We start from the raw sequence: 14,900 nt of genomic DNA, 5'->3' as shown, positions 1-14,900 counted from the left end.
TTTAGCCAAACCTGCCATGAAAGCTCAACTTACTAACGCTTTTTACTGGCTGACCACAGCCTTGTTCTCGGCCTTTATGCTGATGGCCGGCATCATCGAGCTTCTGCAAGGGCCGGAGGGTCGAGAAATTATGCAGCATTTGGGCTACCCATCACATGTGCTATTGGTGCTGGGGGCTGGCAAATCACTTGGGGCGCTGGCTTTGGCGCAACCTTGGTTTCGCACGCTGAAAGAATGGGCATACGCTGGCTTCACTTTCAATCTGCTTGGGGCATGCGTGGCCCACGCCGCTGCTGGCGACAGCCCCGTGCTAGTCATCTCTCCTCTGCTGTTCTTGGGCTTTATGGCCATTCCGTACGGCCTGTGGAAGCTGCGTCAACCCGTCGCCGCAGTCCGGCAGACGGATGCCGAGCCGGCATATCGCCTGAATCCCACGGTGAATTAATCCTGTTTAGCCCAGTTACCGGAAGGCCCGGCCATGCTTTGCGGGGCCGGGCCTTCCGGTAACTGGGCAAGCCAATCAGGACTTAATCTCGTTTATAGGCTTTATTCATGCCGCTGTGCGGTAGTTGCCGAAACCTGATTTACCTGATGCGTACTGCTGTTCGATTTATTGCTTGGCTGTTGTTTGTGGTTCTATCAATACTGGTAACGCCCCAACTGCTTTGGGCTCAAACCGAGGGAAACTGGCAGCTGGCAGTTCACAAAGACGGCATCAAGGTATACTCGCGTAGCGTCCCGGATAGTCGCCTTAAGGAAGTGAAAGTACACGCCGAAATGCCGGGCACCCTGGCGCAGTTGGTCGCCCTGTATTCCGATGTGGAAAACTATTCCAAAGTAATGGCCAACACCAAATCCACCCGGCTGTTGCGGCGCGTGAGTGAGCAGGAGTTACTCTACTATGTCCACACCGAGTTGCCGTGGCCTGCTTCCGACCGCGACCTGGCTATGCGCGTGCTTTTTGCCTACGATGCATCCGCCGACATGCTACGCATCAGTACTTATGACGCCCCCGCCCTGGTACCACCCCGGCAAGGGCTGGTACGCGTGCCTTACTGGAAGGGCGAATGGACCATTCGGCCCCTGAATAAGGAGCGCCTCCAGATCGACTACGTTTTCCGGGTGGACCCCGGCGGCGAACTGCCGCTGTGGCTCGTCAACAAAGCCGCCACGGTAGCACCGCACAAGACGTTTGTGCAGCTACGCGAAGCTCTGCAACACCCGCGCTACCAAAACCGAACGTTCTCGTTTCTGAATCCTGCGCAGTAATGCCATCGACCACCGAACCCAGAAACGGCTAGGTCACATTCGAAAGCCAGGCTACTTTAAAGAAACGGCGGTGTAGCTCCAAGGCGCTGAGCAGGGCATTGCGCACCACTTCGGTGCCCACCGTGCGCGACAAGGCAATATCATGCCGGAAGAACTGATCGGCTAGCCAGCGGGCGGTACGGGCAGTGCCCCAGCTGGCCCATAGCGGGTAGGGCAAATCCCAGCGCCAGGGCACATCGGTGCCGGGCGAAGGCTGCACCAGCAGACGAATCTCAGCAACCGAACCACTGGTTTCAACAAAAGCACGCACGCGAGGAGTGGAAGAAGTCATAGGGGGCAGCAACAATTCAGGGTAAAAATAATCAGGTCCAAGCTCCACCAGCCGCCGTTTCATTGCCCGGCAATGAACGGCCACATCTTCCCCAAAAACACGCTTCCTCTTGGTCGGGTGGAACCCCAGCGTACAGTACATCAGAGCAAGCAGGTGGCCAGCCTTTGGTGTCACGACAGCCTGCCTAACCCGATTTAGCTATACCCGGCGAGTGTGCTTCTACGCTGTTTAACTCACAAGAGGCTAAGTATTTGCACACTTTTTTTGATACAAAAAACCTGTATCCCGGCAGTGTTTTTTACGTACGGTTCCAACCCAGAATTGCTGTTAGTACCGACTGCACCACCAAGCTATCTGCCCCGGTCAGCTTGAGGGTATCCACATCCAGGCGAGTAGGATCGATGAAGCCCTGCAGATGTCGGGCTTGCTCGGGCGCCAATCCCTCGTAGCCCATCGACCAATCAGCGAAGCTGCGCGCCTCAATAGGCTTATCGGCCAGTTTGATAACCCCGGAATGTCGTTCGTCCTGTGCGATGCACTGGTATAGCGCTTCTATTACTTCCTGCTCGCCTTCCAGCACCTGTACCACCGTTTGATGCCCATAGAGCAGCACCCCCGTTACGCCCAAGGCCGCATTTTTGCGGCGGGCCTGGTCTAACAGCTGCAGCAGCTCGTCTTCGCTTAGCTCGCGAATCGGGGTGCTGATGTAAATAATATGGTGCATATCAGACTAGTATCGTAAGCGTCAGGCGCTTACGGTGCGGCTTGGGGTAATACAGAAACAGCCGCCTAATGGGGTTATTCAACGCCGGCTTCGAAAATAGGTTCGTTGCAGGGCTGGGTCCAGGGCCGGCCGCCCTCCCTGCTAATTTCGCTGCATCATCTTTTGCTGCACACCCACTTTAAATTATTGATTAACAATATATTATATTCAAAATCAAGCTCAACCATGCCATCCTTCCTCGCTGCTGCTGCCCGCCAATTTCAGTGCTTCTTGCTTGCTTTGCAGTCAAATGAAGTACATCCTCAGCTTGCTTTTGGGAGCTGGAAGCCTGCTTGCAGCTCCTGCCTCCGCCCAGAACACCCGCCTGCGCGACGACAACACCATCGGCTGGTACACCTACACGGGTACTTTTCGGGCTGCTGATAAGTGGAGCCTGCACACCGAGTACCAGTGGCGCCGCGTGGAGCTGATCAAGAACTGGCAGCAAAGCCTGCTTCGCACCGGTATCAACTTTCACGCTACCCCTAACCTGCTGCTGCACGTGGGCTACGGTTGGATCGAGACGTTTAACTACGGCGACTACCCGCTCAACGGCCTGGGCAAGCAGTTTCCGGAGCACCGTCTCTATGAGCAGCTGAACCTTACGCAGCAGGTGGGTCGCGTGGATGTGCTGCACCGCTACCGGCTGGAGCAGCGTTGGCTGGGCCAGTTCAACGCCGCCGAAAGCCAACGGCCCGACCGCTACGCCCTGCTGAATCGTTTTCGCTACATGGTGCGCGCCCAAGTACCGCTGCAAGGCCCCACCCTCGACGACCACGAATGGTACGCGGCCCTGTACGATGAAGTATTCCTCGGCTTCGGGCGCAATGTAAACGAGAACGTGTTCGACCAGAACCGCTTGGGCGTACTGGTGGGCCACCGTTTCAGCCCCACGGTGCGCGTAGAAGGCGGCTACCTGCAGCAGCTAGTGCAGCTGGGCCGCGAGGTGCAGGGCCGCAACGTGTTCCAGTACAACAACGGCCTTATCCTAAGCCTGGTACTTAACGCTGACCTGCGCCGCAAAGAAAAGGAGGCCGAATAAGCCCGGAAGTGGCCTGCTTTCCGCAGGTCGCTTGCCAGTTAGACTTGCTGCTTTGGGGCGCCCGTAAGCCCCGCATGGGTGCTACATAGCGGCAGCCGAGCAATTATGCTTATTCTTATTGGCCGAAAATCCTCATCGACTTCTCTCACCGCTCCACCGCATGAAATTCTCTACTCTCCCCTTGCTGGCAGCCGCCCTGCTGCTAGCGGGCTGCAACCAGACGCCGCCAGCCGCTGAACAAGCCGACGCGCCCACTGCCACCGAGCAACCCGCCGCCGAGGTGCCCGCTCCAGCCGACGCCACCAGCGGCGTAGCCACGCCGGCCCCCGATGCACCCGCTGCCACCGCTACAGCCGAAACCTTGCAGGCATCGTTTCGCTTCAAGCCCGTGACCGGCGAGGATGCCGACCCCATGCTGCCCAAAACCACTGCCTTTTTGGTGCTTAAGGGCAGCGAAACCAAGGAAATTGACCTGGGCCGCTTTTTGGGCAAGCCTGATGTGGTAGACGAGGAAAAAGCCAAGCGCGCAGGCTTCCCAAGCAATATGCTCATCGGCTTCCGGAGCTACGAGCCCAATTCAGGCACCGGCGACGACCTGGCCATCGTGCCGGGGGCGGGAGGGCGCCTGAACATTCTGCAGCGCCGTACCAACGAAACTGACTCGGAGGTAAAATCTTTCCAGACGGCCCGCGAGATTCCCATGCCGGCCGGCACGCAGCTGAAAGCCGCGCCTATTCAGGCTGCGGCGTCTACCGCCAAGAAGAAATAAGCTCGGCACGTAGCTTCACAAAAAAGCCACCTCGATAAACGAAGTGGCTTTTTTGTGAAGCTACGTGCTACCAAACTAGTGTAGGTCCGAGGTGGACGTTGTCTGATTCAAAAGCTAGCTTCACTTATCACGTCCCTCTATAAGCTTTTAGCGCCGCAGCTTAGCAGTTGCCATCAGGGCCGCAAGCCGGGCCATTTAGTTCGGCATCCACGAGTGGGTTGGCTTCTTCCCACACTTTATCCAGCACTTCCCGAAAAAGCTCCGTAGGCTGCGCACCCGACACGGCATACTTGTCATCAAACACAAAATAGGGCACGCCCCGCACGCCGATCTGGCGGGCTTGGTATTCGTCGTGGCGTACTGCCTGCGCGAAGGCATCGGAAGCCAGGGTGCTGCTGACGGCGGCGGCATCCAGGCCCAGTTCAGTGCCGAGGCGCAGCAGCGTAGCATCGTCGTTGATGTTCTCGCCTTCTTCCAAATAAGCCTTAAACAGGCGCTCCTTGGCCGCATCCTGCTGGCCGTGTTCGGCAGCCAGGTGCACCAGCCGATGAGCCTTAAAAGTATTGGCCGGAATGGCTTTGTCGAAGTCGAAGCGCAAGCCTAGCTCGGCGGCCATCTGGGTCATGTTGGCACTCATTTGCCGAGCCCAGCTCACGGGCTGACTGTATTTGGCGGCCAGCCGCTCGTATAAATTGGCGCCGGGCTCGGGGTTGGCCTCCGCATCGAGCTCAAAGCTGTGCCACACCACTTCCACGGTGTCGCGGTGCGGAAACTCAGCCAGCGCAGCTTCCAGGCGGCGCTTACCGATGTAGCAGAAAGGACAAACGATATCGGACCAGATTTCGATTTTCATGGTTGGCAGGGTTTGGGGGCAATAAGCTAAAAGCAGGCAGAAAAGTTTACGGCGGTAGCCAAGGCTCGATCATCTGCCTTTTGGGCCTAAATTTCCGCTCTATGGAAACTCCGTACACCTTTCAGGCCCGCCTGGAGCCCAACGGCTTGGGCTTTATGCCGATGCACATCCTCATTGTGCCCGAGGAAATAGTGGAAGCCCTGGGTGGCAAGGCCGTCAAACGAGTGGTGGGCACCTTGAACGGGCACAGCATCCGCCGGGGCCTGCTACCCATGCGCACCGGCGAGCGGTACCTGATGGTCAGTAAAGCCCTGCGCAAGCAGCTGAACCTAGGCTCAGGAGAGGAAGTAGCCGTGAGCCTTGCCCCCGACCCCAACCCCGACCAGGTAGACCTGCCGCAGGAACTGGCCGAAGGTTTGGACGAATGGCCCGAGGCGGCCGAGGCGTTTCAGCGGCTTACTCCCGGCCGGCAGCGCAACCTGGTGCACTACATCGAGCAGGCCAAGCGGCCCGAAACCCGGGCGCAGCGCGTGGTGAACATGCTGCACCAGCTGGCCACTGGCGGAAATCCTTTTCGCCCTCCCCAGGCAGTGAGCTAATATTCAGCAGGTTCTTAACCAAAACATCACGTGCTCATCCATAACCTTTAAGCTGGAAGCCGGGTAAAGGGTCGGACTTACCACGTGCTGATTGGACGATGAACGAGCTGCTACTGTTTTCCCTGCTGACTTTATGCTTGTATTCGTTTCGGGGAGGCGTTTGGAAGCGCGACAACTGGGCTGTTACGGGGCTGCCCCATGCGCCCACTCCCCCACCCGTTACGGTTGTTACCCAGCCGCGCCCAGCGCCGGCTATGCGGCCCCGCCCGGTAAATCCCCGGCTGAAAAAAGTACTGCTCGACGGCTACCATCCGGCCTTTAACCCGTCGCCGGTTCCGAGCCGGGCCACCCGTGAGCCAGCCTTGGTTTAGCTGATTATTGTTTCTGCTGCCAGCTAGCTGCCTCTGCTATTTCTTCGGGTACTTGGGAGAGCTGCAGAGCTTGGGCGGAGTCAGTACATAAGTCGGAAGTACGCTTTAGGAAATATCAGCGGAAGCCAGTCTATTCGGCGGTTGGCTTTTTCTGCACATCTATTTGTTATCATAAGCCTTGCTCCTTTAGCGGCATTGCCGGCGCGCATCGATGCGGGTGGAACTCCTCATTATCCCCGCCGTACCCTTACTTAGTGTCGCCATCCTTTCCCCTTAGTTATCTACTATGCCCACTCGCTTTCCCATCGAACAATTACAGTCGGCCCTTGATGCGGCGGGCGTCGGAGTGTGGGAAATGCTGCTGCCCTCGCGACGGCTCGTCTGGTCGGATCAATGCCGGGCTCTGTTCTGGCTGCCGCTGAACGGTGAGGTTACTTTTGACGAAATGATGGCCTCTGTGCACCCGCAAGACCGGCTGCGCGTGCACGAGGCCCTGGCTCGGGCTACCGACCCAGCCGGCAATGGCCGCTACGAAAACGAATACCGCGTGGTGGAACCGGGCTACCACGGCCAAACGCGCTGGCTGCGCTCGGTGGGCAGTGTGCAGTTTGATGCTTCGCACACCATGCCGGAGCGCATCCAGGGCTTTTGCATCGACATCACCGAACGCCACCGCACCCGCGCCTCTGCGCAGCAGCACCAGCAGGATTTTGAGTTTCTGACCGAAACCGTACCCGACATCCTTTGGATTTCCAAGCCCGATGGTGGGGCCGAATACTTTAACCAACGCTGGCAGGAGTACACCGGCCAGAGCATGAGCGAAGCCCTCGAATGGGGCTGGGGCCCTGTCATTCACCCCGATGATCTGAGCAACTGCCTGGCACGCTGGAACCGTTCCCTGCAATCGGGGCAGCCCTACGCCCTGGAGTTCAGGCTGCGTAGCCACACTGGCGAGTACCGCTGGTTCTCTGCCCGTGCCCATGCCCTATACGATGCCGAGGGCCACATCATGAAGTGGTTTGGTATCTGCACCGATGTTCACGAACAACGCGAGCTGCAGCAGCAGCTTAGCGCCCGCGAAGCCCAGTTCCGCAACATTGCCAACTCCATTCCACAGCTAGCCTGGATGACGTCGCCCACGGGCTATATCCTGTGGTACAACCAGCGCTGGTACGACTACACCGGCACTACCCTGGAGCAGATGCGGGGCTGGGGCTGGCAGCAGGTACACCACCCCGAGCACGTAGAGCGGGTGCTGGCCCATTGGTCACGCAGCCTCGAGTTGGGGGAGCCGTGGCAGGATGTCTTCCCGCTGCGCAGCCAGGGGGGCGAGTATCGTTGGTTTCTAAGCCAGGCTGTGCCCATTCAAGATGCGGAAGGCAACACGCTGCACTGGTTCGGCACCAACACCGACATTACGGAGCTACGGCAGTTGCCGCCCACCACTTCTTAACTGCAGTACTGCCAAGCCGCAGAAATCCGTTGGCCCTGGTAGCCGGCGGCACCAGCGGCTTACATGTTATTGTTAAGTTTTAGGATTGCATAGCCTGAATATTGATTTAAATCCGGTCAAGCGCCCTACCTGCTTCGACCTGCCACCTTCAGCCCGATTCGGGACTTAATGTACCTAAGCATTGGCCTCCCCTGCGGTTTAAGCCCTCTTTCTGAGCTATTCCTAAAGGCAGCTGTTCAGGCTCATGGTCAGGCCCTCAGCCGGTAAAATGCTATATCCGCTATACCGCTTGCTGCCGCCCGCACAAAACACGACCGGGCAACTGCACGTTAATGGCAAAGCTTTACCTTCCGCCCCGTTGTGCCATGCCCGAAACATTGATCATTTCCGAGCCTTTCGGCGACGTGCTTATGTCGTCCGATGTGCCGTGCATGATCGTGCGCTGGCATAGCTTTGCCAACAGCACGCAGTTCCGCTCGCTGATGGATCGGGCGCTTCTGCAGTTTCAGGAGAATAGCCAGCTCACCTGGCCCCTGGCCCTGCTCATGGACTCGCGCCAGATGAGCGCCTTGGTGCCCGCCGACCAATACTGGCTGGAAACCGACTGGAATCCTCGCGCTTACGTGGCCGGCATTCGCCAGATCGGCATCGTGTCTTCCGAGAACATTTTCGGGCGCATTGCCATGCAGGTGTACATCGCCAATACCACGTCCCGCGAAGACTATACCCTGGAGCCGGCCATGTTCACCACCCCAGAAGAAGCCAAGCGCTGGCTACGGCAAAATCTGTAGATGCGGCCGGTAGTTGCGGTGCTGCACGCCCGGGGCATCTACCTTTGTGGTGCTATGCGTCGCTTTTCCTTTTTAGTATTGCTATTGCTGTCGAGCTTACTCACGGCCTGTGTGGAACGGATTTACGCCGTGCGCGACAACGTGCCCGCGCTGCTTGGCACGCACCGCAGCGTGGCCGTATTGCCCTTCTACATCCGCATTGAGCGGCCGTGGCTGAGCCAGTTGACCTACGACGACTTGGGTATAACGGAGGCCGAGTTTAAGCAGCAGCAGGAAGCTCAGATTCGGGAGTTGGCTTACGGGCTGCAGGGCGAGCTGCTAGGCCAGCTGCAGCGCGAGCCCGGCACGGTGCAGTACCTATCGGCTGCCGAAACCAACCAGCGCCTGAACGAAGCTGGCGTGCCGTTCGACAGCCTGAACTACCGCAGCACCGAGGAGCTGCAACGTATTCTGCGCGTTGATGCATTGTTGTCCGGCGAGACGCGCGTGGTGCAGCCCATGCCCAGCGCCCTGGCGGTACTGCTGTTGCTGGACGCTCCCATGGGCACGCCCATAGAGCCCAATCAGCTGATTACGCGGCTGGCCATCTACGACGGCCGCACCGGGCAGCTCGCCTGGCGCTTCGATCATGAACAAACCGGCACGGCGAACGTGATACCGCACAACTTGGCCAAGGACCTGGCCAAACGCGCCGCCCCCTCCTGGCCCTATCGTTCACCCGCCCAGCGCTAGCGGCAAAGGCCGCGGAGTGGCGAAGCCTGGCGTATAATAACAGTCGTTCGTGTTATGCAAAAGGCCCTGACCAGTATTGGTCAGGGCCTTTTGCACGTGAGCCACGGCGCAAGCCGCGCGGGCAGAGTTTATTTGAGCTGAATGGCTACCACCGTACCGCTGCCGTTCACGGTGAACTTGCACTCCTCAAAAGCCGGCGGAGCCAGCTTCGGGCGTACGTTGTTGGAAAAGGCGTAGGGCTCGGTTGGGATGCCCATGAAGTTCTTGTCCAGCTTGTCGTTGTTGTTGGTATCCTGCGTGATGGCCACGGCCCAGTCGCCATGCGGTAGATCCACAGGAAGCGTGATGCGGTTCTGCCCATCGGGCTTCACCACCTTGAAGAAGGCGTACTGATTTGGCTTCAGAAAAGACTCCCGTACGTTGTAGAAATACAGCTTCACGGTCGACTGCGTGGAGGCCAGCCGAGACACTACTACGGTAACGGGCGAGGTGACCGGATTGCCGGCATCGGCAGCGGGCTGCCCCAGGGCCACGGCCGGATCCGTGCTGAGGGCGGCGCAAAACACAAGTAGGAAGCGAGTCATTGGCTAAAATCGGGCGCTAGGTCAGATACAGTAAATCCCAAGTTAGCGAAAAACTGCCAAGGAAGGCGGCTAACCGTCTGCTTACGAAGCAAAAGGCATGCGTAGTTACTTTTTACGGCCACATCTCGCAGGTGAAGCCAATATTATATTTTACCAAGGCTAGATTGGTATTTGCAACTGACGAGCAAAATACTTTGCTTGAAATAAGCTTTTGGGCTCCTTCCTCCGCCTATGACAATCACGCGACTGCCGCGCACATCGGGCCGCTTGGCCCGCGGATGGTACTACTGCCGCAAGTAGGCCTACCTGCCCGTCGCCTTACCGCTTCACACCCCGCACTGCGCGCGGGTGCGGCGGCTTTCTCACCTCTTTTATCGGGTCCCCGCTGTGGTTCGGCAAACGTGACAGCTACTGCCAACGGCACTTTGCTGGCGGCGGCTCAGGCACCCATTGGCCTGCCCAAAGCCTGCTAACGGGCGTTCGTAGGCCTGCTTCCGGCAACGTTCCCGATAACGATTGCGCAAAAAAAGTCAGCCCTCGGGGGTAGCATTCCGCCGTATCAGCCTCACATTCACAATCAGTTACCTGAGCGCAACTCTTTCTTTCACCTCCCACGAGCCATGCAGCGGCGCACTTTCATTCAGACCACGGGTGCGGCAGTAGCCGGCACGCTTCTTACTCCCGATCTGCTGGCGGCTACGCTGGCGGGTCCGAAGAAGACGCGTGTAGCCATGGTGGGCACGGGCCACCGCGGCCTGGGCATGTGGGGCGTGGATGTACTCAAGGAGCACCGCGACCGGGTGGAGTTCGTAGGCCTCTGCGACATCAACCCCGGCCGCGTGGAAACCGGCAAAAAGATGCTGGGCGTAACGTGCCCCACCTTCACCGACTTCGACAAGATGATGAAGCAGGTGAAGCCCGATCTGCTCATCGTGACGACCGTCGACGGTACGCACCACGAGCAAATCGTGAAGGGCATGGAGTATGGTGCCGACATTGTGACGGAGAAGCCGATGACCACCGACGAGAAGAAGGCCCAGGCCATCATCGACGCGGAAAAGCGCACCGGCAAGAAGGTGAAAGTAACCTTCAACTACCGTTACTCGCCGCAGCGCCAGAAGATGTACGAGCTGCTGCGGGCGGGCGCCATCGGGCAGGTCACGTCGGTCGATTTTCACTGGTACCTCGATGTGCACCACGGCGCCGATTACTTCCGGCGCTGGCACCGCAAGCGGGAGCACAGCGGCTCGCTGCTGGTGCACAAGTCTACGCACCATTTCGATCTGCTGAACTGGTGGCTGGAATCGGAGCCCGAGGAGGTATTTGCGTACGGCTCCTTGGAGCACTACGGCAAAAACAACCCCTTCCGGCACACGCACTGCCGCCCGTGCCCCCACAAGGAGAAGTGCGCCTTTTACTGGGACATGACCAAGGACGAGCGGCTGATGAAAATCTACGCCGCCAACGAGCACCACGACGGCTACCACCGCGACGGCTGCGTGTGGCGCGAAGACATCGACATCTTCGATAAGATGGCCGTGCAGATCAAGTACGCCAACAAGGTGCAGGTAAGCTACTCGCTCACCACGTACTCGCCCTACGAAGGCTACCGCATTGCTTTCAACGGCACCAAAGGCCGCATGGAAGCCTGGATCAAGGAAAAGCAGACCTGGGAAGAAGAGCCCTTCGACGAAATTCAACTGACCACGAACTTCGGCAAGCGCGAAATCATCCGCATGCCCAATAACGAGCCCGGCCACGGCGGCGGCGACGTGCGGCTGCGCAAGCAGATCTTCGCGCCCGATGGCCAGGATCCATACCGGCAAGCTGCCGGTGTGCGCGACGGCGCCATGTCCATCCTGGTGGGCATTGCGGCGCGCCAAAGCATCGACACGGGCAAGCCCGTACGCATAGAAAACTTAACATCACTGAAGCCGCAAGTCACCCGGGTATAGCAGGGGTTGGGAGAATGTCCAAGCTGCCGGGAGGCGAGGGTCTAGGGGAATGGACCCGCCGCGGACTTCAGGATAGGCGCGAGCTGCACAGCTCGCGCCATTTTTTTGCGCTTTACTGGACTGGGGTTCCTCTACGGCTGCCTGCTTTCCGCTTCGATAATCCGGGTTAGGTCTTGCGCACGGGGTAGGCCACGTACCAGCTTGTTGCCGATGATGAAGCTGGGCACGGCTTGTATGCCGAGCTGAGCAGCTTCCCGTAAAGCCACTTGGTGCTGCTCGCGGTAGCGGCGACTGACGAGAGCCTCGCGAAATGCAGCGCCATCGAGCCCTATTTCTTCGGCCAGCTTCACCAGTACCTCCACGTCGCCGATGTTCTGCTCTTCCTGAAAGAAAGCCGTAAACATGCGGTGCGTATACGCCTCTCCCAGGCCTTGCTCCTCGGCAAATTGAAAGCCCTCGAACGCCAAGTGTGTATAAGGTTGTGGCGACACCCGCGGCAGCACCATGGGTACACCTAGCGCTTCCGCCATTGGGTATACCGACTGCGTCCAGGTGGTTTGGAGGTATTCGCCCTCGGGCCGAAGCGTGGGCGTGGGCTCGGGCCGCAGCTCAAAGGGCAGCCATTCTATGCGGACTTCCTTATCAGCAGTGGCGCGCTGCAACACTTGTTCGCCCAGAAAGCAGTATGGGCAGACGTAATCAGAGAAAACACGAATCGTGACCATAGCCAAGTCAAAAGTGGTTGTACGGCGATGCGCAGCCACCGGAAACATAGCTCGGCAACTACAGCCCAGCACGAACTCGGCGTAACAGGTTACCGCGAGTCAGGCAGCAGCTGACAGCCGTTAACTATCATGCGGGCTGAACTTTTAAAGCTGGTAGCATCATGGTGATTGCAGCCTAGGGAAAACCCAGCGCAACCTTCCCTACTATGGCATGGTAACACATAGGATGCCGGCTCCCGACCGGCTTGAACCCTTTACGCAGATACCCGAATGGAATACAAACAACTAGGTGAGTCTGGGTTGCAGGCTTCGGTTATTGCTTTTGGCAGCTGGGCAGCCGGCGGCTGGATGTGGGGCGGCACCGAGCAAAACGATGCGGTGGCCGCCATTCACACCAGCTATGATCTGGGCGTGACCAGCATCGATACGGCCCCCATTTACGGGCAGGGCCTCAGCGAAGAAATCGTGGGCGAAGCCGTAAAGTCCTTGCCCCGCGACAAGGTGCAGATCATGACCAAATTTGGCATGCGCTGGGACTTGGATAAGGGGACTTTGGCCATGCGCAGCCAGGACAATGCCGGGCAGCCCATCGACGTGTACAAGTACGCCGGTCCCGAGAGCATCATTAAAGAGTGCGAAGACTCGCTGCGGCGCCTGCGCACCGATTACATCGACCTGTACCAGATTCACTGGCCCGATGAGACCACGCCCATCGCCGACACGATGGAGGCAGTGGCGCGGCTGATAGAGCAGGGCAAAGTGCGGGCGGCCGGTGTGAGCAACTATTCCGCGGCCCAGATGCAGGAAGCCGAGCAGACGCTGCGCCTTGCCTCCAACCAGGTGCCTTACAGCATGGTGCGCCGCGACATAGAACAGGACGTAGTGCCCTATTGCCTGGCGCACCACAAAGCCATTCTGGCGTACAGCCCCTTGCAGCTGGGCCTGCTCACCGGCAAAATCAAGCCCGGGCAAAGCTTCGGCGAAGGTGACCTGCGCGCCACGCACCGGCTGTTTACGCCCGATAACGTTAGCCGCGTCAATGCTTTTCTGGGTCAGCTTCGGCCGCTAGCCGAAAGCAAAAATGCCACATTAGGGCAGCTGGTCATTCGCTGGACTCTGGCGCAACCGGGCATTACGGTAGCGCTGGTAGGCGCCCGCAATGCCGAGCAGGCCCGGCAAAATGCGCAAGCCATCCAAATACAACTCTCGGCGGAAGAGCTCAGCTTTATCAATGAGCAGCTTACCCAGCTTCAGTTGGGCTAGCGTAGAACGGACACGAACGATGCGCGCCCGGACGATGGAGGTGCTGCTTCACAGCACTGCTAACACGTGATTAATAAGGTAACAGAAGCAGGCTCAACTATTGTCGGGCCGCTTGCGTAAGCAGGCATCCGTTCCCCTTTTTCACAACCCAACACCCAACGCCCGGTGGTCCCGCTTTTTGCGGCGCTACCGGGCGTTGCTGCTGTGGCACTTGCTTCGGCTATTGCATGAGGACGCAGTTAATCTACCCGGCTCAGATCGGCCCGGTACTATCTTGCCATCCTGTTGGCACCGGCCGTTACCCTTTCCCATCATGCCTTCCGATTCCGTTACCGAGGCGCCTTATCAGCCACTGACCATTGCGGCCATCCGTAGCGAAACGGCTGACACACGCACACTCATCCTACAGTCAGCAGCCGAGGGCGTGCCTATCGTCTACGAGGCGGGACAGTACCTCACGCTGGTACACGAGCAGCATGGTCGCGAAGTGCGCCGCTCCTACTCCATCAGCTCCTCGCCGGCGCTGATGGAGCCGCTGGCCATTACGGTAAAGCGCATCGAAAACGGCACCTTTTCGCGCCTGCTCGTGGACCGGGCGCAAGTGGGCGACACCCTGCTGACCACAGGGTCGGCGGGCTTTTTCACACTTCCCGTCGCTGCCGCTGCGCACCGGCAGGTATGGCTGCTGGCGGCGGGCAGTGGCATCACGCCCATCTTTTCGCTGCTAAAAACGCTGCTCGTCACTCAGCCCACGCTCAATGCGGTGCTGGTGTACTCCAATCACAGCCCCGCCACCACCATCTTTCACGATGCCCTGCACGAGCTAGCCGCCCAATACCCGGAACGACTGCGCATCGAGTGGCTATTCAGCAACCACCCCAACTTAGCCCGCGCCCGCCTCCACAAGGAGCTGCTTGAGGCCTTGGTGCGTCGCCTGGCCACAGCACCGCCTGCGCAGCTGCTGGCCTTCGTGTGCGGCCCCCTGAATTACATGCGGATGTGCACCTACGCGCTGCGCGAACTGGATGTGCCGGCCGACAACATCCGCAAGGAAAGCTTTAACGCGGAGCCGGCCTCCGCCCCATCGCTCACGCCGCCCGACACCGAACAGCACCAAGTGCACATTCGGTGGCGTAACCAAGAACACAGCTTGCGGGTACAGTACCCCGAGACCATCCTGCAAGCCGCCAAACGCGCTGGCCTGCGCCTGCCGTACAGCTGCGAAGCGGGCCGTTGCGGCAACTGCGTGGCCCGCTGCAACGTTGGGCAGGTATGGATGAGCTACAACGAAGTCCTGACCGACCGCGAAACCCAGCGCGGCTTGGTTCTCACTTGCACCGGTTACCCGGTAGGCGGCGATGTGCAGTTGGAGCTGTGATGCGCTCCGTAGTAGCTTTTTC

Annotated in this window: 17 protein-coding genes; 12 read left to right on the top strand and 5 right to left on the bottom strand. The window is 59.0% G+C overall.

The genetic code is table 11. The features are described 5' to 3' along the window. Positions 1-16: 16 nt before the first annotated feature. Together AC5FXY_RS15765 and AC5FXY_RS15760 are read left to right on the top strand one after the other, a co-directional pair. Positions 17-445, top strand: coding sequence for a DoxX family protein (locus AC5FXY_RS15765; RefSeq protein WP_493557661.1), 429 nt, complete (start codon positions 17-19; stop codon positions 443-445). A gap of 146 nt (positions 446-591) precedes the next feature. Next, on the top strand, positions 592-1,269 hold the full coding sequence (locus AC5FXY_RS15760; RefSeq protein ID WP_493557660.1) for an START domain-containing protein: 678 nt from the start codon (positions 592-594) through the stop codon (positions 1,267-1,269). Positions 1,270-1,297: 28 nt separating this feature from the next. Here AC5FXY_RS15760 and AC5FXY_RS15755 read toward each other — a convergent pair whose 3' ends face one another. Both AC5FXY_RS15755 and AC5FXY_RS15750 read right to left on the bottom strand, forming a co-directional pair. Next, positions 1,298-1,600 carry a hypothetical protein gene (locus AC5FXY_RS15755; RefSeq protein WP_493557659.1) on the bottom strand — a complete coding sequence of 101 codons (303 nt, stop codon included), beginning with the start codon at positions 1,598-1,600 and terminating at the stop codon, positions 1,298-1,300. A 298-nt stretch (positions 1,601-1,898) separates the two neighbouring features. Next, the gene (locus AC5FXY_RS15750) at positions 1,899-2,324 is read right to left on the bottom strand and encodes a BLUF domain-containing protein (RefSeq protein WP_493557658.1); all 426 of its coding nucleotides are present in this window, start codon (positions 2,322-2,324) and stop codon (positions 1,899-1,901) included. Positions 2,325-2,613: 289 nt separating this feature from the next. On the opposite strand from AC5FXY_RS15750, the gene AC5FXY_RS15745 reads away from it, so the two are divergent. Then, on the top strand, positions 2,614-3,405 hold the full coding sequence (locus AC5FXY_RS15745) for a DUF2490 domain-containing protein (protein WP_493557657.1): 792 nt from the start codon (positions 2,614-2,616) through the stop codon (positions 3,403-3,405). Positions 3,406-3,565: 160 nt separating this feature from the next. Further along, positions 3,566-4,174: a hypothetical protein gene (locus tag AC5FXY_RS15740; RefSeq protein ID WP_493557656.1), complete on the top strand. Its 609-nt coding sequence runs from the start codon at positions 3,566-3,568 to the stop codon at positions 4,172-4,174. Between the two features lie 160 nt (positions 4,175-4,334). On the opposite strand, the gene AC5FXY_RS15735 is transcribed toward AC5FXY_RS15740, so the two are convergent. Continuing rightward, a complete protein-coding gene (locus AC5FXY_RS15735; RefSeq protein ID WP_493557655.1) occupies positions 4,335-5,027 on the bottom strand; it encodes a DsbA family oxidoreductase in 693 nt (230 codons plus the stop codon). A gap of 101 nt (positions 5,028-5,128) precedes the next feature. Here AC5FXY_RS15735 and AC5FXY_RS15730 point away from each other — a divergent pair, with 101 nt between their 5' ends. From AC5FXY_RS15730 to AC5FXY_RS15710, 5 genes are all read left to right on the top strand, one after another. Further along, positions 5,129-5,626: a YdeI/OmpD-associated family protein gene (locus AC5FXY_RS15730; protein ID WP_493557654.1), complete on the top strand. Its 498-nt coding sequence runs from the start codon at positions 5,129-5,131 to the stop codon at positions 5,624-5,626. A 98-nt stretch (positions 5,627-5,724) separates the two neighbouring features. Then, positions 5,725-5,997 (top strand): hypothetical protein, encoded by a 273-nt coding sequence (locus AC5FXY_RS15725; RefSeq protein ID WP_493557653.1) that lies wholly within the window; start codon positions 5,725-5,727, stop codon positions 5,995-5,997. A gap of 286 nt (positions 5,998-6,283) precedes the next feature. Further along, a complete protein-coding gene (locus AC5FXY_RS15720; RefSeq protein WP_493557652.1) occupies positions 6,284-7,450 on the top strand; it encodes a PAS domain-containing protein in 1,167 nt (388 codons plus the stop codon). A gap of 365 nt (positions 7,451-7,815) precedes the next feature. Further along, positions 7,816-8,241, top strand: coding sequence for a hypothetical protein (locus AC5FXY_RS15715; RefSeq protein ID WP_493557651.1), 426 nt, complete (start codon positions 7,816-7,818; stop codon positions 8,239-8,241). Positions 8,242-8,295: 54 nt separating this feature from the next. Next, on the top strand, positions 8,296-8,973 hold the full coding sequence (locus AC5FXY_RS15710; protein WP_493557650.1) for a hypothetical protein: 678 nt from the start codon (positions 8,296-8,298) through the stop codon (positions 8,971-8,973). A gap of 128 nt (positions 8,974-9,101) precedes the next feature. Here the strand turns inward: AC5FXY_RS15710 and AC5FXY_RS15705 are convergent, their stop codons facing one another. Beyond that, positions 9,102-9,557, bottom strand: coding sequence for a DUF2141 domain-containing protein (locus tag AC5FXY_RS15705; protein WP_493557649.1), 456 nt, complete (start codon positions 9,555-9,557; stop codon positions 9,102-9,104). 620 nt (positions 9,558-10,177) lie between these two features. Between AC5FXY_RS15705 and AC5FXY_RS15700 the strand changes: the two genes are divergently transcribed. Beyond that, entirely contained in the window at positions 10,178-11,512 is a 1,335-nt protein-coding gene (locus AC5FXY_RS15700; protein ID WP_493557648.1) for a Gfo/Idh/MocA family protein, read from the top strand. A 131-nt stretch (positions 11,513-11,643) separates the two neighbouring features. On the opposite strand, the gene AC5FXY_RS15695 is transcribed toward AC5FXY_RS15700, so the two are convergent. Beyond that, positions 11,644-12,237, bottom strand: a complete 594-nt coding sequence (locus AC5FXY_RS15695; protein ID WP_493557647.1) for a DsbA family oxidoreductase — start codon at positions 12,235-12,237, stop codon at positions 11,644-11,646. A 270-nt stretch (positions 12,238-12,507) separates the two neighbouring features. Here AC5FXY_RS15695 and AC5FXY_RS15690 point away from each other — a divergent pair, with 270 nt between their 5' ends. Continuing rightward, positions 12,508-13,500, top strand: a complete 993-nt coding sequence (locus tag AC5FXY_RS15690; protein ID WP_493557646.1) for an aldo/keto reductase — start codon at positions 12,508-12,510, stop codon at positions 13,498-13,500. Positions 13,501-13,813: 313 nt separating this feature from the next. Next, positions 13,814-14,878: a 2Fe-2S iron-sulfur cluster-binding protein gene (locus tag AC5FXY_RS15685; protein WP_493557645.1), complete on the top strand. Its 1,065-nt coding sequence runs from the start codon at positions 13,814-13,816 to the stop codon at positions 14,876-14,878. Positions 14,879-14,900 lie beyond the last annotated feature (22 nt).

It is taken from the genome of Hymenobacter sp. FMD4 (assembly GCF_058932745.1).
This window is presented reverse-complemented; position numbering and strand designations above follow the sequence as displayed.

Coding starts and splice junctions, on each gene's coding strand:
- AC5FXY_RS15765 (WP_493557661.1), top strand. CDS start 17: ATGAAAGCTCAACTTACTAACGCTTTTTACTGGCTGACCACAGCCTTG.
- AC5FXY_RS15760 (WP_493557660.1), top strand. CDS start 592: ATGCGTACTGCTGTTCGATTTATTGCTTGGCTGTTGTTTGTGGTTCTA.
- AC5FXY_RS15755 (WP_493557659.1), bottom strand. CDS start 1,600: ATGACTTCTTCCACTCCTCGCGTGCGTGCTTTTGTTGAAACCAGTGGT.
- AC5FXY_RS15750 (WP_493557658.1), bottom strand. CDS start 2,324: ATGCACCATATTATTTACATCAGCACCCCGATTCGCGAGCTAAGCGAA.
- AC5FXY_RS15745 (WP_493557657.1), top strand. CDS start 2,614: ATGAAGTACATCCTCAGCTTGCTTTTGGGAGCTGGAAGCCTGCTTGCA.
- AC5FXY_RS15740 (WP_493557656.1), top strand. CDS start 3,566: ATGAAATTCTCTACTCTCCCCTTGCTGGCAGCCGCCCTGCTGCTAGCG.
- AC5FXY_RS15735 (WP_493557655.1), bottom strand. CDS start 5,027: ATGAAAATCGAAATCTGGTCCGATATCGTTTGTCCTTTCTGCTACATC.
- AC5FXY_RS15730 (WP_493557654.1), top strand. CDS start 5,129: ATGGAAACTCCGTACACCTTTCAGGCCCGCCTGGAGCCCAACGGCTTG.
- AC5FXY_RS15725 (WP_493557653.1), top strand. CDS start 5,725: ATGAACGAGCTGCTACTGTTTTCCCTGCTGACTTTATGCTTGTATTCG.
- AC5FXY_RS15720 (WP_493557652.1), top strand. CDS start 6,284: ATGCCCACTCGCTTTCCCATCGAACAATTACAGTCGGCCCTTGATGCG.
- AC5FXY_RS15715 (WP_493557651.1), top strand. CDS start 7,816: ATGCCCGAAACATTGATCATTTCCGAGCCTTTCGGCGACGTGCTTATG.
- AC5FXY_RS15710 (WP_493557650.1), top strand. CDS start 8,296: ATGCGTCGCTTTTCCTTTTTAGTATTGCTATTGCTGTCGAGCTTACTC.
- AC5FXY_RS15705 (WP_493557649.1), bottom strand. CDS start 9,557: ATGACTCGCTTCCTACTTGTGTTTTGCGCCGCCCTCAGCACGGATCCG.
- AC5FXY_RS15700 (WP_493557648.1), top strand. CDS start 10,178: ATGCAGCGGCGCACTTTCATTCAGACCACGGGTGCGGCAGTAGCCGGC.
- AC5FXY_RS15695 (WP_493557647.1), bottom strand. CDS start 12,237: ATGGTCACGATTCGTGTTTTCTCTGATTACGTCTGCCCATACTGCTTT.
- AC5FXY_RS15690 (WP_493557646.1), top strand. CDS start 12,508: ATGGAATACAAACAACTAGGTGAGTCTGGGTTGCAGGCTTCGGTTATT.
- AC5FXY_RS15685 (WP_493557645.1), top strand. CDS start 13,814: ATGCCTTCCGATTCCGTTACCGAGGCGCCTTATCAGCCACTGACCATT.